Annotated in this window: 16 protein-coding genes and 2 tRNA genes; 7 read left to right on the top strand and 11 right to left on the bottom strand. The window is 64.7% G+C overall.

The genetic code is table 11. The features are described 5' to 3' along the window. Window positions 1–539: 539 nt before the first annotated feature. The 3 genes from DB354_RS00390 to DB354_RS00380 form a co-directional block, all read right to left on the bottom strand. Window positions 540–4,604, bottom strand: coding sequence for a hypothetical protein (locus DB354_RS00390; RefSeq protein ID WP_107833447.1), 4,065 nt, complete (start codon window positions 4,602–4,604; stop codon window positions 540–542). A gap of 411 nt (window positions 4,605–5,015) precedes the next feature. After that, window positions 5,016–6,212 (bottom strand): hypothetical protein, encoded by a 1,197-nt coding sequence (locus tag DB354_RS00385; RefSeq protein ID WP_158277297.1) that lies wholly within the window; start codon window positions 6,210–6,212, stop codon window positions 5,016–5,018. Between the two features lie 97 nt (window positions 6,213–6,309). Beyond that, a tRNA-Met gene (locus tag DB354_RS00380) sits at window positions 6,310–6,384 on the bottom strand. 382 nt (window positions 6,385–6,766) lie between these two features. Here DB354_RS00380 and DB354_RS22150 point away from each other — a divergent pair. Then, entirely contained in the window at window positions 6,767–7,279 is a 513-nt protein-coding gene (locus DB354_RS22150; RefSeq protein ID WP_158277296.1) for a YetF domain-containing protein, read from the top strand. A 165-nt stretch (window positions 7,280–7,444) separates the two neighbouring features. On the opposite strand, the gene DB354_RS00370 is transcribed toward DB354_RS22150, so the two are convergent. Next, window positions 7,445–8,407 (bottom strand): DMT family transporter, encoded by a 963-nt coding sequence (locus tag DB354_RS00370; RefSeq protein ID WP_107833444.1) that lies wholly within the window; start codon window positions 8,405–8,407, stop codon window positions 7,445–7,447. 69 nt (window positions 8,408–8,476) lie between these two features. On the opposite strand from DB354_RS00370, the gene DB354_RS00365 reads away from it, so the two are divergent. Then, window positions 8,477–9,979 carry a PLP-dependent aminotransferase family protein gene (locus tag DB354_RS00365; protein ID WP_158277295.1) on the top strand — a complete coding sequence of 501 codons (1,503 nt, stop codon included), beginning with the start codon at window positions 8,477–8,479 and terminating at the stop codon, window positions 9,977–9,979. Between the two features lie 309 nt (window positions 9,980–10,288). Here the strand turns inward: DB354_RS00365 and DB354_RS00360 are convergent, their stop codons facing one another. Beyond that, window positions 10,289–10,831, bottom strand: coding sequence for a hypothetical protein (locus DB354_RS00360; RefSeq protein ID WP_107833442.1), 543 nt, complete (start codon window positions 10,829–10,831; stop codon window positions 10,289–10,291). A gap of 252 nt (window positions 10,832–11,083) precedes the next feature. Here DB354_RS00360 and DB354_RS00355 point away from each other — a divergent pair, with 252 nt between their 5' ends. Continuing rightward, window positions 11,084–11,734, top strand: coding sequence for a lysophospholipid acyltransferase family protein (locus DB354_RS00355; protein WP_158277294.1), 651 nt, complete (start codon window positions 11,084–11,086; stop codon window positions 11,732–11,734). Between the two features lie 246 nt (window positions 11,735–11,980). Here DB354_RS00355 and DB354_RS00350 read toward each other — a convergent pair whose 3' ends face one another. Continuing rightward, entirely contained in the window at window positions 11,981–12,424 is a 444-nt protein-coding gene (locus tag DB354_RS00350) for a hypothetical protein (protein ID WP_146180043.1), read from the bottom strand. Window positions 12,425–12,789: 365 nt separating this feature from the next. On the opposite strand from DB354_RS00350, the gene DB354_RS00345 reads away from it, so the two are divergent. Continuing rightward, window positions 12,790–13,188, top strand: a complete 399-nt coding sequence (locus DB354_RS00345; protein ID WP_146180042.1) for a hypothetical protein — start codon at window positions 12,790–12,792, stop codon at window positions 13,186–13,188. Window positions 13,189–13,461: 273 nt separating this feature from the next. Here the strand turns inward: DB354_RS00345 and DB354_RS00340 are convergent, their stop codons facing one another. Then, window positions 13,462–13,860 carry a hypothetical protein gene (locus DB354_RS00340; protein ID WP_107833438.1) on the bottom strand — a complete coding sequence of 133 codons (399 nt, stop codon included), beginning with the start codon at window positions 13,858–13,860 and terminating at the stop codon, window positions 13,462–13,464. A 159-nt stretch (window positions 13,861–14,019) separates the two neighbouring features. Beyond that, window positions 14,020–14,799 carry a hypothetical protein gene (locus DB354_RS00335; protein ID WP_146180041.1) on the bottom strand — a complete coding sequence of 260 codons (780 nt, stop codon included), beginning with the start codon at window positions 14,797–14,799 and terminating at the stop codon, window positions 14,020–14,022. Window positions 14,800–15,700: 901 nt separating this feature from the next. On the opposite strand from DB354_RS00335, the gene DB354_RS00325 reads away from it, so the two are divergent. Further along, window positions 15,701–16,366, top strand: a complete 666-nt coding sequence (locus DB354_RS00325; RefSeq protein ID WP_107833435.1) for a hypothetical protein — start codon at window positions 15,701–15,703, stop codon at window positions 16,364–16,366. A 189-nt stretch (window positions 16,367–16,555) separates the two neighbouring features. On the opposite strand, the gene DB354_RS22960 is transcribed toward DB354_RS00325, so the two are convergent. Both DB354_RS22960 and DB354_RS00315 read right to left on the bottom strand, forming a co-directional pair. Next, complete coding sequence (locus DB354_RS22960) at window positions 16,556–16,801, bottom strand: GIY-YIG nuclease family protein (protein ID WP_107833452.1); 246 nt, start codon at window positions 16,799–16,801, stop codon at window positions 16,556–16,558. A 141-nt stretch (window positions 16,802–16,942) separates the two neighbouring features. After that, window positions 16,943–17,018, bottom strand: a tRNA-Ala gene (locus DB354_RS00315). Between the two features lie 558 nt (window positions 17,019–17,576). Here DB354_RS00315 and DB354_RS22145 point away from each other — a divergent pair. Both DB354_RS22145 and DB354_RS00310 read left to right on the top strand, forming a co-directional pair. Next, the gene (locus tag DB354_RS22145; protein WP_158277293.1) at window positions 17,577–18,860 is read left to right on the top strand and encodes a hypothetical protein; all 1,284 of its coding nucleotides are present in this window, start codon (window positions 17,577–17,579) and stop codon (window positions 18,858–18,860) included. 38 nt (window positions 18,861–18,898) lie between these two features. Continuing rightward, a complete protein-coding gene (locus tag DB354_RS00310; protein WP_158277292.1) occupies window positions 18,899–21,163 on the top strand; it encodes a DNA/RNA non-specific endonuclease in 2,265 nt (754 codons plus the stop codon). Between the two features lie 127 nt (window positions 21,164–21,290). Here DB354_RS00310 and DB354_RS00305 read toward each other — a convergent pair whose 3' ends face one another. Further along, the gene (locus tag DB354_RS00305) at window positions 21,291–22,298 is read right to left on the bottom strand and encodes a PIN domain-containing protein (RefSeq protein ID WP_107833433.1); all 1,008 of its coding nucleotides are present in this window, start codon (window positions 22,296–22,298) and stop codon (window positions 21,291–21,293) included. Window positions 22,299–22,370: the final 72 nt, after the last annotated feature.

Below are 22,370 nucleotides of genomic sequence, written 5' to 3'. Positions count from 1 at the left end.
AATATATGCTATTGATATATAGCATGTTGGATATACATCAGCCGTCCAAATTGAACGCTTACGATGCAGCAGCCACCTCGCGAATACGCTCGGTGAGAGCCTTACTTCAAACTTAACGCGGGAATTCGGGACGAGGCTGCCGCTCCCTCTGGAGAACGTGTTCTTCCTCAGCATCGGAGAATTCGAAAAAATGGTCGAACGTGTGCGGGCTGGGTCGACGACACTCCTCCGTGCGATAAGGCACGCGAAGGAAGATGACTCCTCACCTCGAACCCAGAAATTTCATTTCGGGCAACACCTGGACTCTCTCTGCAAAATCGAGAACAGGCTCCCGTTCATCCAAGAGAGCCTCAACCGAATCACAAAACGATGCATTGCGAGGCTCCCTCCGGAAATGCAGCCGGCGTTGCCGCGTGCCAACTGACCAATGCCGATTGATTTTGAAAACCGTCCGCACCTTTAGCCTACAAGGCACCGATCGTCATTAGCCGGACATAATGCGGCAGTGGCTGGCCACAAACGAAGGCTGAATAAAAGAGTCAGGAGGTTGCGACCTGACGCACCGCGTCGAGCAAACCTTTGCCCACGTTCACATGAAGCGAAGGAACGGCGGCGACCGCGATTTTGGCGATATGTGCAACCGTGCCTTCTGGATCGGTGGCCAGGCCCCTTATTTCCGGCACAAAGAGAGTTGGGTTGCTGAATGCGAAACGCTGCTCGCAAGCCCGCACCCACTGCGCGGAAATCTTGCGATCAAGGAGGGCCATGGTGTCCACGAACCAGCCGAACGACCGCACCGGCCAGCGCGAAAACGAGAAGAAGATTGTGACGACGAGCAGCGGATTGGGAGCCACCGGAAGTTCCGTCACGACGCGCAGCGCGTGCGCCCAACGCACCCAGTCATCTGCTTCCGAGGCCGCGGCCGCCGTGGAGTCGTCGATAGGCGCTGCAAAGGCGCCCGCGAGTCCATCAAGCAGGTTCGTTAATTCGTTTTGCAGGGGCGTGCCAGCAGCTGCGGCCCTCCAGGCCTCAAGAACCGGCCCAACTGGGTGAGACGACAAGGCGGCAAATGTCAGAGTGCTGAGCAGTAGAATGGGAATGGGAAACGGTGCCAGCAGCTCATACGGCTGCGGAGGCAAATCGGCGACAGGGGTGACGAACTGACTGGGGTCCTCGATCTTCAAGGCATGAAGCGCCGCCAGGGTCGCCGCAGTCTCCAGCGCCAAGGGTAGCAAGGTTGCGTAGTCGGCGGCTTTGAGGCGGCGCCGGGTTTCAAGCTCCAATAAGAAATATTGGAGCGATGGCAGCCGGACCTGCCTCAATTCGGCCCATTTGTTCGCGTAGCGCGGAAGCGCGGGCAAGTGGTCGAGTTCGAGCCACAAGTAGAGCATCCAAAAATAAGCGACGTTGGGCGGCGGAAGTTCGCGCAACCGCTCGTCGGCCCGCGGATCGCTGCAAAATCCTGCGACTAAGGGTGCATGGTCTACATCGGCCGCGCGACCCCGACCAGCCCAAGCCAGTTGATTCAGCATGTGACCGAAAGCCTTCAGAGCGCGCAGTGCGCCAAGGCTCGAACGAGGATCGGGCAATTGGGGTGCGCGTTCGAGCGCCAACCCCAGCCGCTCGACAGCTGTATCATGCTGTCCCGTTTGCCACAGAGCAAAAGCAGAGTCCGCGAGCATTGCGAACGCGCGAACCTCATCTTCGTCCTCGGCGGCGAGTTCGCTCCCGGCCAAAAAATGCGCCGCTGATGCCGCCCAGTCGCCGGCATGACCGGCCGCCGTGCCGGCGTTTTGATAGCAGTTAACAACACCGCTCAGGGTGAGCCCGCGCCACGGATTATTGGATAGTGATGCCTCGAAGTGTCTCTGAGCCTCGGGATAGCGCTTCGCCAGGAACGCGATTTTGCCGCGTTGTTCCGAGATGATCGCAGCCACTTCGGGATCGGCGGGCGCCAAGCGATCAAGCACGTGCGCCGCCTCTTCGGGGCGGTTCAGGTATTCATTCTCGATTACCGAAATGCCACGTGCCGCGCAGGCGGCAAACAGCTCGTTCCCCCATTGCACCGCGGCATTGAGGAAATCGTGAAACAATGCGAGGGTCGCATCCCACGACCGAATCGGTTTTTTCTCCTCGGCGAGCCACACTCGGTCGAACGCCATCAGCACGGACGGCTTGAAGCGGCAGAGCGCCCTTAAGTAGCGGCTGCGATCTTCGTCGCTCGCGTGCTCCAAAGTTTCGAGCAATTGCCTCAGCTCTGAGAGCCTGCCTGCCCGCATGAAAATCCCGAGCACAACGAAAACCTCCGCTTCATCCTCGGCGCTTTCGGCATGGAAAATGTCAGGCAGCAATTTACTCGGGAGGTTTGCGCCTTCCTTGTTCATCTGAGCGGTCACGTGCCGCAGCACGTCGATGCACCAAAGGAGCCGGCGGAACGGGACGGGGGCGCCCTCAGCCTTCACCAGGCTGAACGCAAGAATTGCGCGCAACGAATCCGCTGATTCGGAATCCCTTTCCGCCGCGATGATTTGATCGCAGAGCCCGAGGAAATGTTCGCATTGGGCGGGCAGCGTATCGGCCGCGACTTCAAACTGTAGCACCCGGAAAAGAAAATCGACCGCCGGCCAGCCCGGAAACACCGGCTGGCCGTCCGTGAACATGAACGGAGCCCACGAGAGAAGGGCGTGTAGCCCGGCGGAGTGCTCTTTGGGCACCCACATGAATTGCATGAGGAGAGGAGTCGCATAGTCCGTGGCCTGACTGAGGACGACATTAAGCATCGCGTGGACGGCATCGATGGCCTCAAACGGCTTGCAGGAGACAACCGCCTCGACCGCGGCAATCCGCATGGCTTTCGTGCGCTCGGGCGTGAGCCCCACGAGCAAGGAGGGGCCGATCAAGGGCGAGAGCTGAAAACGCTCCGACGACGCCCGTTCGATCCAAGGCCCGTGCAGTCGTTCGAAAGCGGCGGTCGCCTTGACGATGCGTTCGAGTTGCTGACCGAGTGCCAGAGCGTGATCGCGACGGAAAGGTCCAAACAATACGCTGAGTCGCGTGAGCAGTTCAGTTTCGTCAACCCCCAGGTTTGCGAGCAGGATCTGTTTCCTGTCTCGCGCCTCCTGCACGGCCGCACTCGCGGCGGAGAATTCATCCACGGAAACATCAGGCCAACCCCTCTCGCGCAATGCGATCAGTTGCGCATGGACGAGCTGGGGGTGCCCGGAAGTTTGCGCGGCTACCATCGGAGCCCAGCGTTCGGCGATCTTTTGATCGGCGCAGCCCATCCGAGTAGTGATTTCCACGATCTCGGCGTCGATGAGCGGTGGCGCCTTCACCACGACGGCCTCGCTCAGTCCGGCAGAGGCCAGTTCCACCGCACTGGGCGGCCGCTGATTGGTAAAGACGAGACGCGCGCCGCGTCGGCGGGCCATAAGCGCGAGGCCGCGCATGAGATTCATCGCTCCGGCGTCCAAGCGCTCCCACGGCAAGTCATCGATCAGCAAACCGAAGGGCGGCGGCTGTTGAGCGATGAGTGAGATGCATTCCTGGACCCCGCGAAATGTGCGGAACGATTCCTCGCTCGCCCTGAAAAGAAGCCAGTTGCCGCCAGTAGCTGCGGCAAAAAGTTGCGCCAGAGTGCTCTTGCCCATGCCGGACGAGCCTACGATCACGATGAACGCCGCGACGCCGACGGCCTTTTGCAGATCGGCCACAGCCGACTCGCGCCGGGAAAAGTCCGCGCCCGGTTCAATCGGCGGTACTGTGTCGGAGAAAAACCAGTTTGGCGTGACACCGGTCGCGCCGGCGAAGACTCCGCCGAGTAATTCCTGCCGACGCGCTGACAAGGCCGTAAGCACGTCCGGCACGAGATGGCGCTGGGTGGCCGCGAGCAGTCCCGCAGCCGTCAGGGCAACTTTTTCCTTGGCTGAGGCGACCGCATAGACGTCGGCGAACAAGGTGGCGGCAAGATTGCGCCCGTGTGCCGGCGTGGCGCCAAAATGCCGCTCGGCGAGGACCGCGAGCCGGCTCTCGACCGTGGCGCGAACGCCGGAATCGTCATCGCGGCCTGTTTCCCAGACGAGCGCACGAACGATTTTTGCCAGGAAGTCGGCTGGCGTCGCCGATTTCAAATAGTCCCGGACATCCTGATCCAGATTTTTGCCGACGGATTCGTCGGCTGCTAGAAACGCTCGCAACGCCTCGACCTTGGCAAGGTTGCCCGTCGCGGCCGCGGTCTTCCACAGCGAAAGCCCTGTTACGCCATCGAATGGGTCGCCTTTTTCGGTCGTCACGCCGGCCGTCGTCAGAAAACTGAACCGGATATCGGTCGCGGGACTCAGTTTTTGAAATGCCCACAGATGGTTGATAGCTTCGGCGACGCTTTCACTGCGCAAGGTGATTTCGCCCGTGAGGGCCTTGACTTGGGCTACCTGCGCCTGCTGATCCGAAAATGTTACGAAATCCTCTGCCCGTTCGGCAAAAAGTAGATCGTTCGGCTTCAGCTCAAGCCAAGCATCGACGGTGAGCCAGCATTGATATCCATACCCGCGAAACTTGTCGTGGGCTTGTTGATTGGCGGGCGACTCGATAGGCGGGATATCCATCTGGAGTTCGGGACACTGGGGCGGGAGCGCCGCAGATTCAATGCCTCGCCGCAATGCACGCCCTCGTTCGGCAAAGCCGATCCAAGCACGAGTTCGCACTGGGTCAAAGCCGCGACTAGAAGGAGCGGTTTCCAATCCGAGCGCGCCGCACGCCGCAGGACGGGTATACCGACATTTTCCGCGGCAGAAAATGTGATGACTTCCGCTGCGGCACCGCTCCCGCCGGCAAGCGGATTCCGCCTGTACGGATCGTGCGGTAGCCAACGAGGCCATCCAATTGAGATCGAACGCAACATCAGCTCTGATCTGAACAACCCCTGCGCAGATACCTGCTCCATGGTCCATGTCAAAGCCGCGTGGCGCGTGGTTAGTGGCATAGCCGGACGGCTACGACGCGAGAAGGGCCGTTGGTTACGCCGCTTGGTCGCGTGTCTTCGCGGACAAAGTGTTCTGACGTACGGGCTTCAAGTCCCAGAGTGCTTTCGTCAGCTCCTCGGACCAGCGGCCCAAGTAATTGGTACGAATCCTCGACTCGCTCGTGCCGGCCCCGATGGCAACCTTTGCAGGCGACGCGCCCGGAGCGTAGCACATGGCGGAAATCGCCGTATGCCGCAGCACGTCGGCACAGGGGAATATGTGCTTTGCCCGGACTTCGCTCCATTCCCGATCTGCGATGCGAGGCGTTTCTGCTGGCCACAATCCATCGTTCGCCGGGTATGCGTCCAGCCACTCCTTGAGTGGCCCGCAGAGCTTCCAAGGAAGGATGCGGTCCCCGTGCGCCTTTCCATGGATCTCAATTCCGCCAGGATGAAGCACGGTTTTGCCGGCACGGAGGTCCGCATCGAGTCGGTTGGCCTCGCCCTCGCGCATGCCTGGGCGGAGTGCACCGAAGACGCAGCAGGCGGCGTAGGGGACCCATTCCGGTGCGTTGACCTCCAAATCGCGAAGCAGTGACTGGACCGCGGCGGGTTGCAGCACTGGCGGTTTTCCACGCTTCACTTTCCGCCGCTCCATTCCCTCAGCCGGGTTTTCTGGCAGGTATCCTTTGGTCACCAACCAGCCGAGAAAGGCGGACACATCGCTCAGCAGACCGTTGTAAGTCGACGGGCCCACGTCATCCGACAAAGTGTTGAGCAGGCCTTCGACTTCGACGCGAGTGGGGCTTCCCACGAGAGGACGTCCGACAAAGGCAGCAAACCTTTTTGCTGCCTTCACCACGTTGCTGATTTGCGATTCGGTGATCCCCACTTTCCTGCGATCGGTCTCGTATTCAGGGATCGCTTTCGTCCATTCGATCGTCGCTGGCCGTTTGTAGTTCGCCAAGAGCCAAGCGGTTGCCGTCTCAAAGTCGATTCGCAGAACGGTGCGTAGGACACGCTGCATAGCTTCGGCGCCGCCAAGTTCATCAGCCGTCAAACGGGTTTGAAGGACCCGCAATTCCTGCTTGCCGTCATCCACCCATTGCTTCGCGACCAGTTGTGCCTCCTCCACGGAAGCCACGACCTTGCGTCGGTCTTGGCCCATGACCACCCAGCGCACAAGAAACCGCTCCACGCCGTTTGGGAGGGTTTTCTTGGTGATCTTGGGTGGTTCCTTCGGTCTGCCCACCCTTGGGCATATGAACGGAACACTGATTCCTCCAACAGACTGCCAAGAACTTCTTGGCAGGGGTAATGCCCCAAGCGAGTTTTCCCTCTAGGAAGGCTGGTGCCAGGGGCCGGGATTGAACCGGCGACCAAAGGCTTATGAGTCCTCTGCTCTACCACTGAGCTACCCTGGCGTGCCTTTGAAGACGTCGGCCACGCGGTCATTTCTGACCCGGCGATCGACGTGGAATGCGGACGTTACGGGGAGCCGGTTACCCGTCAAGGGTTTCGTTGGCCGACCCAAACGGCGCCTTTTCCGGCCCATTTCCGCTCCCGCCGCCCGCTTGCGCCTCCGCCCGTAGCCCCCAATCGGCCCCCACCGCCTGCCTGCGTCCGGTGGGTCCAATCCCAGCACCGATCCCCGCCGCGCACTCTCGCCCACGCAGCCGGCGACGCCCCCTCGACCTCCCGGCCAACTCTCCCCACGGCAGCAGGATATCGCCCCGGCGACGGCGCCCGGTAGGCGCCGCGCCGGTCGAACCCGCCCCGACCGCCCCGGTCCGTGCCGCTGGCACCATGGATACCCTCACCGACTTCCTGAACACCTTGCTCGGTCTGGATGCCAACCCCGAGGACCTGAAGACGTACCAGATGGCCGCCCGGGCCATCGTCGTCTCCATCGCCGCGCTCATTATGCTCCGGCTCGCGCACAAGCGCTTCTTCGCCCGCCGCAACGCGCTCGATGTCCTGCTCACCCTCATCATCGCCTCCAGTCTCTCCCGCGCCATCAACGGCAGCGCCGCCTTCTTTCCCACCCTCGCCGTCGGCTTCATGCTCGTCCTGCTCCATCGGGGCGTGAGCTGGCTCGCCGTTCGCTCGGCCTTCGTCGGCAACCTCCTCAAGGGTCACTCCGCCGTGCTGATCGACGAGGGCAACGTGCAGCCCGCGATGCTCGACCGGCACGATCTCAGCCGCGAGGACCTCGACGAGGACCTTCGCCTCAAGGGCGTCGACTCGCCCGCCAAGGTCCGCCGCGCGACCCTCGAGCGCAACGGCGAGGTGTCCGTCGTGAAAAGTGACGGTGCCTAGCCCGAGCGCGTTGGGCCGCGACCGCCCGGTGCGGCGGCAGCGCCCGGCCCGGTGTGCGACGTCGCGCGGTCCGAGAGAACGAGAACGATTGTGCGGACGGTCCCCTGCATCCGCATTTCGATTCCTTTATGCGCGACGCCGCTCTCCGGCAGACGCACGCCAACGTCAGCGACACTCCGCCTCCCGCGCGCTACGCCGAGCCTGTTCCAGCCCTCCCGCCGCCACCGCAGTCCGCGCCACCGCCGCACCCCGCCCGAGCCAGCGCAGCCTGCCGGTCACCAGGGCTGTTCCGAACAGGATCAAGCCGCACCCTCCGAGCAACCCAACGCTCACCCGCTCGCCCAGGAACAACACGCCCCAGCCGAGCCCAAACGCCGGAATCAGGAGCGTCACCACGCTCGTCCGCGCCGGCCCCACCCGCTGGATCAGCCGGAAGAAGACGAGGTACGCCAGCGCCGTGCACAGCACGGTCAGCCCCGCGGCCGCCGCCCACGCCCCCGCTCCCGGGACCACGTCCGGCCAGGCCCACACCGCCGCGGGCGCGAGTACCGCCGCCGCGGCCAGCTGGCTCCCCGCCGCGACTGTCAGCGGCGCTATCGCCCGCAATCGACGCCGCGCATACACCGTCGAAAACCCATACAGCGCCGTGCCGACGACACAGGCCGCGATCGCGAGCGCCGGCACTCCCGTCGCCCCCGGCTTCACCCCGAGTTTCCCGCTCGCGAGCCACGCCACTCCAGCCACCCCCAGCGCCATGCCCGCAAACCGGCCGCGGGTCAGCCGTTCCTCGCCCCACCAGGCGCCGAATGCAGCCGTCGCCAGCGGCGTCAGCGCCACGAACAGCGCGGTCAACCCCGCGGACAGCGTCAGCGACGCGTACGCAAAGAGCACATACGGCAGCGCGCTGTTGATCACGCCAAGGAGCGCCACCGGGCAAAGGTGCCCGCGCAGCGCCGCCCGCGCCTCCCGGCGAACCACGCCGGGCAGCAGCACCAGCGCCGCGCCTGCCGCACGCACCCCCGCCAGCGCCAGCGGCCCAAACTCGCCGGCCCCCAGTTGCAGGAACAGGTACGAAGCGCCCCACGTGGCCGCGAGGCCCAGGAGCAGCAGAAGGTCGGTGCGATGCATGCCCCACTTTCGCACGAGGTGGCCTTGTGCTTTGGTCCACTTGAAGGATCTTCACCAGACCACTTTTCCATGCCCCGCCTCCCGCGCTTCCAGGACTTCCCACTCGCCCCGCGCCCGCGCCACCAGCCGCTGCACCGCTGGCTGCACGGCGAGTTGCGTCGCGCGATCGTCGGCGGACGCCTCGCACCTGGCGCGCGGCTACCGTCCTCGCGCGACCTCGCCCGGCAGCAGGGTCTGGCCCGCGCCACCGTCGTCGGCGTCTTCGCGCAACTGCGCGCCGAGGGCTACCTCGTGACCCGCCACGGCTCCGGTACCGTGGTCGCCGCCGCGCTGCCCGACCCGTTCATCGACGCCGCTCCCGCCCGCCCCCAACGCGCGATCGGGCCGGGCAGCCGGGCATCCCACAATGCGCCGGCCGCCATCGCCACCAGCCGCTCGCGCTCGGCGTCCGCAACGGCTGCGACGTCGCCGGCGAGTCCCGCCCCCGCCGCGTTCGACATTTATCGTCCGAGTCTCGACGCCTTCCCGCTCGCGATCTGGGCCCAGCTGACAAGCCGGCGGCTGCGCCTGGGCCGCACCGCGCTGCTGACCGCCGGCGATCCCCTCGGCTACCGTCCGCTCCGCGCCGCCATCGCTGAACACCTGGCGGCAACCCGCTCGGTGGTTTGCGACGTCGATCGGATCGCCGTCGTCTCCGGCACGCAGCAGGCCTTCGACTTCATCCTCCGCCTGCTCCTGCGCCCGGGCGACCACGCGTGGATGGAGAATCCAGGCTACCCCGGTGCCGCCCGGCTGCTGCGCCGTGCCGGCGCCCACGTGGTGCCGATCCCGGTGGACGCCGCGGGCATGGTGGTTCCCGGCGGACGCCGCCAACCGCCCGCACCGGCGATGATCTACGTGACGCCGGCGCACCAGTTTCCGCTCGGCGCAACCCTCTCCCTCGAACGCCGACTCGCGTTGCTCGCACTCGCGCGCGACCGCGGCACGTACGTGTTCGAGGACGACTACGACGGCGCGTTTCGCTACGACGTGCGCCCGCTCGGCGCCTTGCAGGAGAACGACCGTGCCAACCGCGTGATCTACGCCGGGAGTTTCAACAAGCTTCTGTTCCCCGGTCTGCGGCTCGGCTACGTCGTCCTGCCGACGGCGCTCGTTGCGCCCTTCGCCGCGCTGCGCGAAGCGGTCGACCGGTACACCTCGCCCATCGAGCAGGCAGTGCTGGCCGATTTCATTGCCGAGGGCCACTTCGAGCGGCACCTGCGCCGCATGCGCAATCGGTATCGAGAGGGCCGAGACGCGCTCTTTGCCGCGGCGCGGCGACACCTGGGCACGAAGTTGAATCTGCAGCCGACCGAGGCGGGTATCCACGCGGTCGGCTTCCTGCCCGCCAGCGCCGACGACGTGCGCGTGCAACGCCGCGCAGCCGAGGCGGGAATCAACGTCACCGCGCTCTCGCCGTTCTACCTACAGGGCCCGGCTCGCCCGGGCCTCCTGCTCGGCTTCGCCGCACCGTCAGAGGTGCAGATCGCCCGCGGCATGGAGACACTCGCGCGCGTGCTGCGCCCGGCGTGAACGCCGGGACGAGGGAGTAAGGGAATGAGGGAGCAAGGGATTGAGGGATTGAGGGATTGAGGGTCAGCCAGTCAGTGGCTCCCTACTTTCACCCTCACTCTCACTTTCACTCCGAAGGCGCGTCGCCGGATATAAGCATCGTCATTCGGCGCCCGCGGGAGTATTCCTGCCCGCGCAGTGACAAAACACACGATCGGGTTACTCGGTAACCACGAAGTCCCCGGCGCCACAGGCGCCGCCGACAAGAAAGAGCTATCAATGCTCCGAGCTTCGCTCTGGGAGGTTCTTACCTCCTAGGACTTCACTCGGTTAGTTCCGCGCTCCATCCGGCTCCGCCGGGTGGAGCAACACGGAACGCCAGAGCGTGACCTCGCCCGGATGACCGTGCTGCGCGAGGCGCTTTTCGATCCAGTCGGCGGCCGGCTCCTCGATCCGGTGGTGAGGATCACCTCCGAGATTGGGACGGAGCCGTCGCACAATCGCCCAGCAGGCCCACGCGCGCGCGCGGCGCTGTTCGCGGCGCGGTTCGTTCATCCGGCCGGCGAAGTGCTGAAAGTGGACGCGCGGGTTGCCGAGAAAGACATCCGGCGGCGTGGCGCGGAGCATCCACGCGAGCGCCGCATACGGGAGCGGCCACGACCGCAGCACCGGTTCTTCGCCAGTCAGGTCGGCGCCGAAGGCGCGATCGAGACAGAGCAGCGCCCGCGCCGCCAGCCGGCGTTCCCACAACGCCTGCGCGTACTCAAGGCAGGCGAAGTAGAATTCCCCGCGCCGCTCGGCGGCGCGAAACGCATGCAGCCGCCGCCAGTCGAGACCCGGCCGCGCGGGAGGCAGGTGGGGACACGGAACCATCACCCCGCGAACGAACCCCTCCCGCGCCAAAACGCCAACCGCGCCCGGACTCAGGGTTGGAAAGTCGCAGGTTTGAACGTTGCAGGGTCCGAACCGCGACAGGTCCGTCCCCGGCTTTGCCTCCGGCTTCTGGTCTCTGGCCTCCGGCTTCTGGCTTGGCGGCAGCCCCGCTTTCGTGGGACAAAGCGCCACTTGAATTCGCCCGAGACAGACTCCGCCGCTGTGCCGCCGCCTCCCGCCAAGCCCGATTCCGTGGTTCACGAGATCTCCGGGTGGCGGCGGCTCGTGCTGTGGCCGTTGGCGATGCTGCTCCAGCTCTGGGGCCGCACGCTGCGGTTCGAAATCGACGAAGACGCCAGGCGCGCGATCACGAAGCGCGACGTGCCGATCGCGTTCATCCTTTGGCACAACCGGCTGTTCCTCGCGCCCGAGATCTATCGCCGCTACCGCGGTAAGCGCCCCCTGGTGGCCCTAATCAGCGCCAGCGGCGACGGCGCCTGGCTCACGGCCTTTTTCTCGCTGGTCGGTATGCGCGCCGCGCGCGGCTCCAGCAGCCGGCTCGGACGCGAGGCCGCCACCGCCCTCCTCGCGGCGCAGCGCGCGGGCTACGACATCGGCATCACGCCCGATGGCCCGCGCGGGCCCATGTACGACGTGAAGCCCGGCGCCGTTATCGTGCCGCGGAGGACAGGCGCGCCGCTGCTCGTGTTTGGCTGCGAGTTCACCGGCGTGTGGCGCCTGCGGAGCTGGGACAAGTTCTGCCTGCCAAAACCGTTTTCACGCGTGCGCATGCATTGCGAAGTCGTCACCGCCGAGCAACTCGCCGACCGCGAGAACGGCCTGACGCTGCTGCGGAATCGTCTCCTCGCGCTCAATCCGGATCCGGAAGCGAACGCCCGCTAGACGGCGAACGCGCCAGCACGGGCGTAGCCAACCCGTCCCCGTTGGGAGGCACCCGCCACGTTTCCACCCTGTGATCGAATCATCTGGGGGTCCAAGTGAGGACACTTGCGCCGCCGCCCCCGACGCGATGATCCCCGCGTACTTTGCAGGCAACGCCCCAGCCCGCGACCGCATCAGAAGCGGCTCGGTAAAACTGCGGAATACGACGCCGGTCGCGCCTGGGGCGGCCGGCGTCGAGCCAAAGGCTCAGGCGAATTCGGGCGTGAGCGTGACGGTGCTGCCGGAGGCCACGACGCTGTCGGGCCCGGTGCACCAGGTCATGTCGTTGAGCAGAAGCTTGAACGAAATAGGCCGGGCGAACTCACCGAGGATCAGTTCCCACTGATCCGACGACACGCACTCCATGCGCACGCCTTGATTCCAGCTCAGGCCGGGACCGTCGCCGCGCACGTAAAGCGCGTTGCCGAAACCGACGTCGATCCGCGCCACGATCTTCGTGAACACCGGAGCGGGCGGAACGGCCTTCACCGAAGGCGCGGCCGTCTTCACCTCCGACGCGGCGGGCTGGGCCAGCGCGGCAGTAAGAGAGTCGATCGTCTGCGGGTCCATCCCGGCGGACTTCTTCTTGGCAGTCTTGGTCGAACGGGTCGCTGGGGCAGGCGACTTGGTCTTGGCGTTGTTCTTCTTCATCGCGGTCATGGTGTGTGAGTTGGACGAGGTGTTTCGAACCCCTGATTCGTGGGCACTGTAGCAAATGCAGCGCCAAGAAACCAGCCATGTTTGCCCCGCGCCCGTTACGAACAGGTTTCGCGGCCGAGCACTCGACGTCGTGGCCCCAGATATCGCGAAACTTCGCGCCCCGACGATCCGCCTCCCCAATCGTTCGCCCCACGCCGAGTAGCCACACTCCATTTCCACATCTGCTCCGCGCGCTCCTCCCTCTCACTTTCACTCTCACTCTCACTTTCACTGCGAGGCCGCGCCGCCGCCGAGCCATGTGATTGCGCGTGTTCTCCGGATTGACGTGCCGCGCCGTCCCGATTGCTTGGAAAGCGATGCCTAGGTCAGAACCCAGCGCCAAACCACCACCCTTCCAGGTCGCGACGGAGCCCTCCCGCCACCTCGTCCGGGCCACGTTTCGCGGCGTCGTGCGTCCGACCGACATGCGCAAGCAGGTCGACTACATGAAGACGCAGCTAGGCGAACTTGGGCAGGGATTTACGATGCTCACCGATCTCGCCGACCTCGAGCACATGGAGCTCGAGTGCGTAGGCGAACTCACGCGGATGATGGACGTCTGCATGGCCGCCGGCATCGGCAAGGTCGTGCGGGTGATCCCGGATCCCGACAAGGACATCGGGTTCAACCTGCTTTCGCTGACGCATTACCGGGGCAAAGTCCCGACCGCGACCTGCGAGACGCGCGAGGAAGCCGAAGCCGAACTCGCGCACTGAGCCGCGAATCGCGGATAACACGGGGACCGCGAAAGGCGCGAAAAGCCGCGAAAACCTGTGGCCAGCGCAGGTTGGAGGGCGAAGCGGTTGTGCGAAGCTCCACAACGATGCCCCTGCCCTGAGAACGGTCAGCGCATGGACATTTCGCGAGTGGCCGGTCGCACGACGAAATCACGTGGCGAGGCGGACGGCTTTGGATCTTCGCGTCCGTTCGCGTGGATCACGGTTAAGCTCCAACGGTTGGGTTCTGGCGACTGCGGCGCGGTTTCTAAATCACGCGTTGCCCGAGTCTGCGCAGTCGGGCTGGCCGAAGGCCGGATCAGGCTCCTTGAACCAAGCGTCGCCTCGCTTCTCCCGCCACGCGCGCCACCCCGGCGGCAGGTCGGCAATCGAGCGCAGGGTGTCGTCCACCTCCAGGAGCGTCTGCATCGTCATCACACGGCCATCGTCCTGGGCATCGGTCGTGCCGCAGAGGAAGGCCCACGAGTGATCATCCCCGTAGTGGATGACGACCTGGATGACGTGCCGCTCTTCCATCACCTGCCGCGTCGTGACGGCCGCCGTTTCCGGTGCCTGGTCAAAGGGCCAGGCGTCCGACCGGTGATCAGCGTCGGCCGACGGGCGACCGGGCGGACGATACCCGCCGCCAAAGATGCGAGAGAAGAGCCCCATGTCCGAGAGAGGACAGGCCCGCGCAGGCGAAGTCAAAACCGCCCTGCGCCCGCGTGCAGCGTGCCGCAAGCACGCCCGTCTCTAGTTTGCTATTCGTCATTCGACACCAGGCACGTGCCGTCAGTCGGGTTCAGCCCTTCAGCGTTCAGCATTCAGCTTTCAGTCCTTTTCTTGTGCGCCGTGAAGCCTCGCCGATGTCGATTTGAGCCGCGCGACCAACGCTTCGTTGGCCCGGCGCGTGGTCTCCTCCGCCGATTGCGGCGGCTCGTCCGCGAGCGCCAGGGCGAGCAGCTCGAACGCGAGGATGATCTGGTAACCGGCGCGCGCATACAGGTCGTAAAACTCGGTCACTTGGGCGAACTCGGCCGCCACCACCTTGGCCCAATCCGCCGCATCGATGAGCCCCTTCGCGGGCAACGGGTGGGCGGAATAGAGCTCGCGCACGTGTTCGATGACGTCGGGGATGAGCCGCTTCAGCGTCTCGGGCTGGTCGGCCTCGGCGAAGCGCCGGAGCTCGCCCGCGAGCGGATCGATGAGTCCGATGCCAGGGGCCAGTTCGCGCTGGAGGGCGTTCGCGCCGCGGCGGACCGTGGTCTGGATGCTCTCCATCCGCTGCTGCGCGAGGTCGATCTCCTTGCGCAGGGAGGAGTCGGCCGGATTGGCCTTGTACTGCTCGAGCAGCGCGCGGCCCGACTCCAGCAGCGTGTTGTGCTGGGCGATGAGCGCGGTGTGCGCCTCCTTCACCGTGGCGTGCCGCCGCTGGGCGTAGGCGCCCACCTTGGCGATGTAGTCGTTTAGTCCCTCGGCGAGCGCGATGGTGACCAGGATCGCTTCGAAGAGCATCCGCTGGGTGTTCTCGTCCTTGGCCTCGACCAGGTTGGCCTGGAGGCGCTCGAGGCGAGCATTGATCGCGTTAACAGCCTTCTCGTGGGGCGTCATGGTGTGGGAACCGCCGATGTTCCGCCCGCCCCCCACCGGCGCAACGATCAATTCGGGAAGCCAGAAGAACCCGCCCCCATCATTTCCGCCAAAACCGAGAACCTCTCGCGCTACCACCGGAGCGCCAAGTTTTGTCCATTGAAGAGTCTCAAGCGGGCCCCAGAGTTCGATGAATCACAGCGATGAGAGGGCCGAATCTGCACCACGTCGGAATCCATCAGGCATCGGGCTCGCACACGAGTCGCGCCCTGCGCAGCCGCAGTTCATCGTCAGCTGTCCGAGGTGTGATGCGCTATGTCGGCGTTTTCCTATTTCTCGCCGCCGTTGCGCACGCCGGTATTTGGGGCCTACCGCGAGGATACGTGATCGCAGACGCCACAGACGCGGATCGGCAGTCTATTTCGGCCACCCTTCGAACGGTGGCAAAAGGTCACGACATGAAGGATCAGATTCTGTTGGCCAGCGACCTTGAGACCTTCGCGTATTTCGCGAATTCATCGGGAACGATCCAAGCGCGCAAGGAAGGCGCCCGTGTGATCGTTTTGACCATTTTTCTGGCGAAGGAGCGGACACTCGCGGTCGAGATCGATCGATCCCTGGGGACGGCGTTCGCGAGCCGATTTGGCGACCGCGTTCAGAGCACGGCCCGCGCGCGGAACACGCCCGATCAACACCGAAGCCCCCTTCGTCTCATTAGGCTTCAAATGCCCTCAGAGGGGCGACGGATCCCAGGCGCCGAAATGCCGCGGGCCGAACTCGGACAACCGCGGCGGTCAGCGGGAATCAAATCTCCTTGTTGGTAAGAATGGGGTGACAACGTATCTACTCATGCCGACAGTGTGATAGCTCTGGCGCGTTATCCGACGCGCCCGACCTCACCTTCGCCTCTGATTGGTACCCTATGAAAAAAATCCTCGGCTCCCTCATCCTCGTCATCGCGCTGATCGCATCCGCATCGGCCCAGGGTATTCCCATGATCAGGAGGGGGGAGGTCTTGCGTTGGACCATCGAAGGTGGCCAGAGCGGGTTGATGAAAGTCACGGCCGTTGACGGAGCGCTCTTCGAGATTGAGCAGACCAATGAACACAATCGGTCTGTGGGCGCCGTCAGGATGTTTGGAGCCGTAATCGACAATGGAAGAAAGGTCATCCTCTTGAACGTCGGTCAGTGGAAAGAGGTGTGGGAGGGCGAGCTGCTCCACGACAAGATCGTTGGCACCCTTTCGGCGGGTACCGCCCACTCCAACTTTCAGATACTCCCAGCGGCCCACCGTGAGGCAGGGCCCGCACCATTCATTACCGGCAGGACCCTGCGTTGGGAAACCAACGCGCTGGGAGGACAGGGCGGCACGCTTTTCGTCACCCGCACGGAAGGCCCCTGGTTTTACCTGGAGCAGAGCAACAGTAAGAATCCCAATGCGGGCGTCGTCAGACTGGAAGGCGAGATCAAGGAAGGCAGAATCTACATCTACAACCGGAAGTGGAATGAGACCTGGGTCGGAGTCGTTCGGCGCGGAGTCGTGGTTGGCAAGGTGAACGGCCAAGCCGAATTCAGGATCTTCGAATAGCCTCAGGCCTGACGAACCTGGAGATTCGCATCCTTCGCGTCCTTCCCCGCGCGCTCATCCTGCATTCCAGGATGGCCTGCCATCCGTAGCCTCAACCGCTGGCGGTTGAGCGAAGGATGGTGGACCACAAGTCCGTTTAGCACAAACCGAGACCCGCTAAACAAATCGTGCGAACAATCCGGCGAGGTGCTAAACACCGAAATGCCGCCGACGAAACTCGTGTCCGGAACCGGTCTTCAGATATCTCTCGAATGCGACCGCCCGGCGCTCATCTGCGAAGGCGTGGTAGCATACGAGATTCCACGGTCGATGCTTGGCGGTGTGTGGCGAGCGACCGGCGTTGTGGTCCTTTAGCCGGGCACGGAGATCGTCGGTCAGGCCCACGTATTTCTCGGACGGCTCCCTTACTGATTCGAGAATGTAAACGTAGTGCACGACTTTGCCGTTGTCGCACGTCTGGCCCTCCTTCGGCAACCCTACGGAGGGCATCCTTCGCCGGGGCAGTCGATACTGCGTCCGTCTTCTGAAAGATGGCCTGCCATCCGTAGCCTCAACCGCTGGCGGTTGAGCGAAGGATGGTGGACCAGATCGGGATCAAACCGACGACCTCATCGTTGCGAACGATGCGCTCTATCAACTGAGCTACTGGCCCGTGAGGAGGTGACGTAATTGCGGAATCAACGCCCGCAAGTAAACACCTTTTTTTCGGCGTTAATTGCCTTTTTCTCCTCGCGCTTCTTTTCACCTCGTTTCCACCAGCGACGGGAGCCGAAGCGCCTCGTCGGCGCGGGGTTGGATTACACCCGCGACGCGGGTACCGGCGACTCGATCCCCAACGGGCGGGCGGTTGACCTGATGCTACAGCTCCAGCGCGAAAGCCCAAGGCACGGCGTCAGAGACTCGCTCTCGTCCGCGGGTCGGGGGCCCGCGGACTACTGGAATTCCGGTAGTTTCGGTCCTCCCAATTGGGAGCGATTTCCCGCACACTGTCGCGTTCGCCCCGTCCTGCTGCACCAGTCTACCCCACCAGGCAACGATCCCAGTTCGCCTTACCAGCATGTCAGCATACCGAGCCTCACTGTTCGTTCGGCGTGCGTCCTCCGGCCGAAAACCGGCACGTATTGCCCCATCCTCCGCGCTTGTTCCCGCGCTGCGGCGGCCACGCGCGGAGATGCTCCTGACCGCCCTCGCACTCCAAGCATGTCTCGCCATGGCCGATACCCCGAACCTCGACAATCCGTCCACCCCCGAGGACTTCAAGGCCCTCGCCGCCCTCCGCACCGCCCAAGCTGAAGCCATCAAGGCGGAGACCACCCTGCTCACCGCGAAGAAGGACCTGGCCAAGGCCCAGACGCCTGACCCTGCCGCGGCCGCGATCACGGCAGCCACCCAGGCAGCCAGTCTCGCCGCCCAGCAGAGGGCGCTTTCCGACAGCGAGGCGGCGATCCTGAAAAACACGTTGTCCGTCCCGACCGCCGAATACAAAGGCGAGGTCAAGGTCGGCGACAAGGCCGGCACCATCGAGGCAGCGTTGCTCGCATCGCGGGCGATCACGATCGCCGCCGAGAAGATCGCCGCGACCGTGGGCGACAAAGCCCGGGGGCCCATCGTGCTGTTTGGCAGTTCCGATCTGCCCGATTTTCAGGCGCTGATCGCGTTCGACGCGCAGTTCAACGCCATCGACGCCGCCGTGTCCCGCGCCGCCGCCAAACTGAAAGCGGCGGCGACCACCGAGGCGCCCCGCAAGTCGATCACCGAGGTCATCACTCCCGCGGTGATTGGCGCGGGGCTGGAGGCCGTGGACAAGCTTCTCGGATTCTTCCGGACCGACTATTCTGTCCAGGGCGTGGCGATCGCAAACGACGATCTCCTGCTGCTCTCCGCGCTGGCCGGCTCCCTCAGCAACAAGTCCATGACGGTGGAAGTACCTGCACTCTACAACTCGTCCGCCGTGCTGCAGACATCTCCGGTCCTCCTCCACCTGCAGGGACTGGCGCAGCGGCGGATCGAGCTGCAGCAGGCATACGACGCCGCCGTGGCGTCGCTCGAAGTACTGAACAACGCGGCGGCGCACGGCACGGAGCAGGAAAAAAGGGAGGCGACCGCGACACTGGCGACGCTCAAGCCGGCCGTCGAGCAGGCCAGAATCACACTGGCTTCCTACGACGCCTTCCTCACGAAACTCACGACGGCCGACGAAAAGGGAAAGTTCGCGGTCGTGACCGTGGTCCAGCAGGACGCAGTGCGCAACAAGCTGAAGGCCGCCGCCCACCTCATGATCGCCCGCGTCTCGACGACCGGCGGCACATGCTACACGCGGAAGAACCTCTGGAGCTTCTTGGGCACGATGCCGTTCTTCACGATGGGGGGCGTCGTGGTCAGCTACACGTTGATCGATGGCCGCACCGGCGCGGTCATCAGCGCCGGCACCATCCCGGTCGACGGCGGATTCTACAAAGTGAACCGCCTGCCGCCGGAAATTCTCGCCCGCTGAACCGAACGCCCACGTCGGGCTGCAGCCAAGGACCCACCATGAACCGCGAGTACGATCTCAAGAAACACGTCGAACTCATCGCACGGAAGCACGGCGGCATCGAGGGCCTGCGCGCGCTCGTTGCGGCAGGCACGCTGCGGCCGCCGGCCGAACCCCTGGAATCGGTCCGTGTCCCCGGCGCGGAATCGAGGATGGGCTCGGTCCGCGTGGCGCTGGAGACGCTGGCGCTGAACCGCGAACCGGATGCCGACTCGCGGTACATGCTCGAGGCGATCATCGACGCGGACCTCCGGCCCGCGATCGACATCGTCGATGGGAGCTTCACGAGCGGGCATCCGCTGTGGACCCAGCTTTCCGACGACGCGGCGATTCGCAGCCGGCTCGAGGCGGCGTGCAGATCGGTCGGCCGCATCGATCTGCCAGCCAACTCGCGATTGCCGTACGGCGGGACCGGGTTCGTGGTCGGCCGCGGGTTGATCATGACCAACCGCCACGTGGCGGAACTCTTCGCCACCGGGCTCGGCACGCGGATCACCTTCACGCCGGGCGCCGCGGCGTTCAATCCGACCCACGAGCTGAATCGGCCGACTGGCCCGAGCTTCAAGGCCCGGCGCGTCGTGATGATTCACCCCTACTGGGACATGGCCCTGCTCGAAATCGAGGGGATCGACACCCTGCCGAGCCTGCCGTTGGCGTTGGCCGACGCGCGTGACCTGTCTGGCCGGGATATCGCCCTCGTCGGCTACCCATCCTTCGATCCGCGCAATCCCGCGGACGTGCAGAGCAATCTGTTCCAGGACAACTATGGCGTGAAGCGCCTGCTGCCTGGAGAGCTGCATTCGGCAATGAACGCCGCGAGCTTCGGCAAGATCGTGAGGGCGGCCACGCACGACAGCTCCACCCTCGGCGGAGTCTCCGGCGCGGCACTGATCGACCTGCAGACGGGCCAGGTGCTTGGGCTCCACTTCGGTGGCGTTTACCGCGAGCAGAACTACGCCGTGCCCAGCTCGGAGCTCGGGCGCGACGCGCGGGTGATCGACGCCGGCGTCACCTTCGACGGTCCGGCGCGCGCCGACGCCGCCGCCTGGCCGGATTGGTGGGCCAGGGCGGATGCGTTCGAATCCGCCGACCCGAACGGAGATGGACAGTCCGCGCCCGCCCCCACCCCCACGGACGTGGCGGCGCTGGGTACCCGCTCCGAGCGCCGGTACGAGATCGAAATTCCGCTGAAGATCACCGTGACCATCGGCGAGACACACGCCGTCGGTGCGGTGGTGACCGCGGTCGCGGCGTCCGATCAACGGCTGGAGACGATGCGCTCGCCCTGGCACGAAACCGATTACGCCGGGCGATCCGGCTACGACCCCGATTTCCTTCGCAACGAGTCGGCCGACGCGACGGTGCCCTCCGTGCCGATGCCGACGGCGGCCGATCCCAACGTCCTCGCCAGAACGACCGCAGGTGAGGATGTGCTGAAGTACCAGAACTTCTCGATCCGCATGCACGCCGCCCGCCGGATTGCGCTGGTGACTGCGAGCAACGTGACGAAGGAGTCCGCGCTGCGGAAACCAGAACCAGGCCGCGATTACAGCCGCAAGGGACTTTCCGGTCTCGGCCCGAATGACATCGAGCAGTGGTTCCCGGACCCCCGCCTCGAGGCACAATTCCAGCTGCCCGACGTGTTCTACAACAAGGACCGGCAGGCCTTCGACAAGGGACACCTTGTGCGGCGCGAAGACGTTGCCTGGGGACGCACGTACGATGAACTTCGGCGCGGCAACGGCGACACGTACCACCTGACAAACTGCTCGCCGCAAGTGGGTGACTTCAACCGCTCGGTCAATGGCGTGAACAACTGGGGCGACCTGGAGAATCTGGTCCTGGCGCAGGCGGCCAGCGAGCGGCTGTGCGTCTTCGCCGGCCCCGTGCTCGACGCGAACGACCAGATATTCCAAGGCAAGGGCCCCGGCGGGGCGAGGATCCTGGTGAGGATTCCCTCGCGTTTCTGGAAGGTCATTGTCACCCGGGCAGACCAGGGCCTCGGCGCCTACGGCTTCGTCCTCGAGCAGGACCTGTCCGACGTGCAATTCGAGGAGTTCGCGGTGGCGCGGGAGTTCATCCCGATGATGACGCCGATCGTGGAGATCGCGGCGGCAACCGGAGTCACCTTCGCCCCGGCGATCACCGACGCGGACCAATACCACGCCGTCACCGGCCTGGAACTCGCGATTGGTCACGGCCTCCGCCGCCAAGACGCCAGCCAGGCGGTGCGCCGCGGCAGCCGAGCGGCCCCGACGAATTAGGCGCGGGAGAATCCGACGAGCGTAATACGAGACCCTGAAAACCGGGCCAATCCCAAGGCCGGATCGAACTGAACTCGACGACGCCGGGAGTCATCCGCCTGAACCGCGCTCGCGGCGCAGGCGGCGGCTACTCCGTTCCCGCGACGTGCCGGGCGAAAATCATCTTCCCGCCGGCGGTCGGCAGCACGCTGATGATCTCCACCTCGACGCGGCGGCCGATCAGCCCGCGGCCACCGTTCACCACGATCATCGAGCCGTCCTCGTTGAACCCGACCGCCTGGGTTTCCTCCTTGCCGGGTTTCACCAGGTCCACCTCGATGCGCTCACCGATCATCAGCTCCGGCCGCAGCGAGCGCGCCAGGGTGTTGAAATTCAGCCACGGCACGCCGTGAAACTCGGCCATCTTCGCCAGGTTGTAGTCCGTCGTCAGCAGCTTCGCCCGCATCGACTGCGCCAGGAACACCAGCTTCGCATCCACATCCTCGCGCTTCGTGACCTCGCTCTCGGTGATCCGGATGTCCAGGTGCTTGATCTTCCGCAGCTCATTGAGCACCTCCAGCCCACGTCGGCCCCGGGCCTGCTTGGTCGGGTCGTTCGAATCGGCCACCGCGCGCAGCTCGTTCAGCACGAATCGCGGGATCACGAGCGCCGACGTCAGGAAGCCCGACTCGCACACCCGCGCGATCCGGCCGTCGATCAACACGCTGGTGTCGACGACCACGAGCGGCACATCCACCTCGTGCGGCACGAAGCGCACGTACGGGATGATCAGGTTGAACTCATCCTTGCCGCGCAACGCGATCACCGTCGCGAGATAGGTGCAGATCAGGAACAGCCCCAGTCGCACCAGGTAGATCACCTGCGGGTCACCCTCCGACAGCAGCGGCGATACGCTCAGCATGTAGGCAATCAGCGAGCCGACAAAGAGCCCAAAGGTCAGCGCCGACAGGCCCCGCAAGGAAAAGCCCTTGAGCAGCACGTCCACGAGGACGACGAGCACGCCGATCAGGAAGCCGATGGCCACCGCCAAGGCGCGGAAGGCATCCCACTCACTGATGGTGTAGCACACCAGCCATCCGCCGGCAGAGCACAGCGCGATGAACACGAGCCGAATTGGCAGCAGAGTCTTGTCCATGAGTCGGGGCGCGAGGGTTGCGCTCTAGGAGCCGCGCAAAAAGAAAATCGCCACCGGAACCCCGATCATCAC

This window comes from Opitutus sp. ER46, assembly GCF_003054705.1.
GTDB lineage: Bacteria > Verrucomicrobiota > Verrucomicrobiia > Opitutales > Opitutaceae > ER46.
This window is presented reverse-complemented; position numbering and strand designations above follow the sequence as displayed.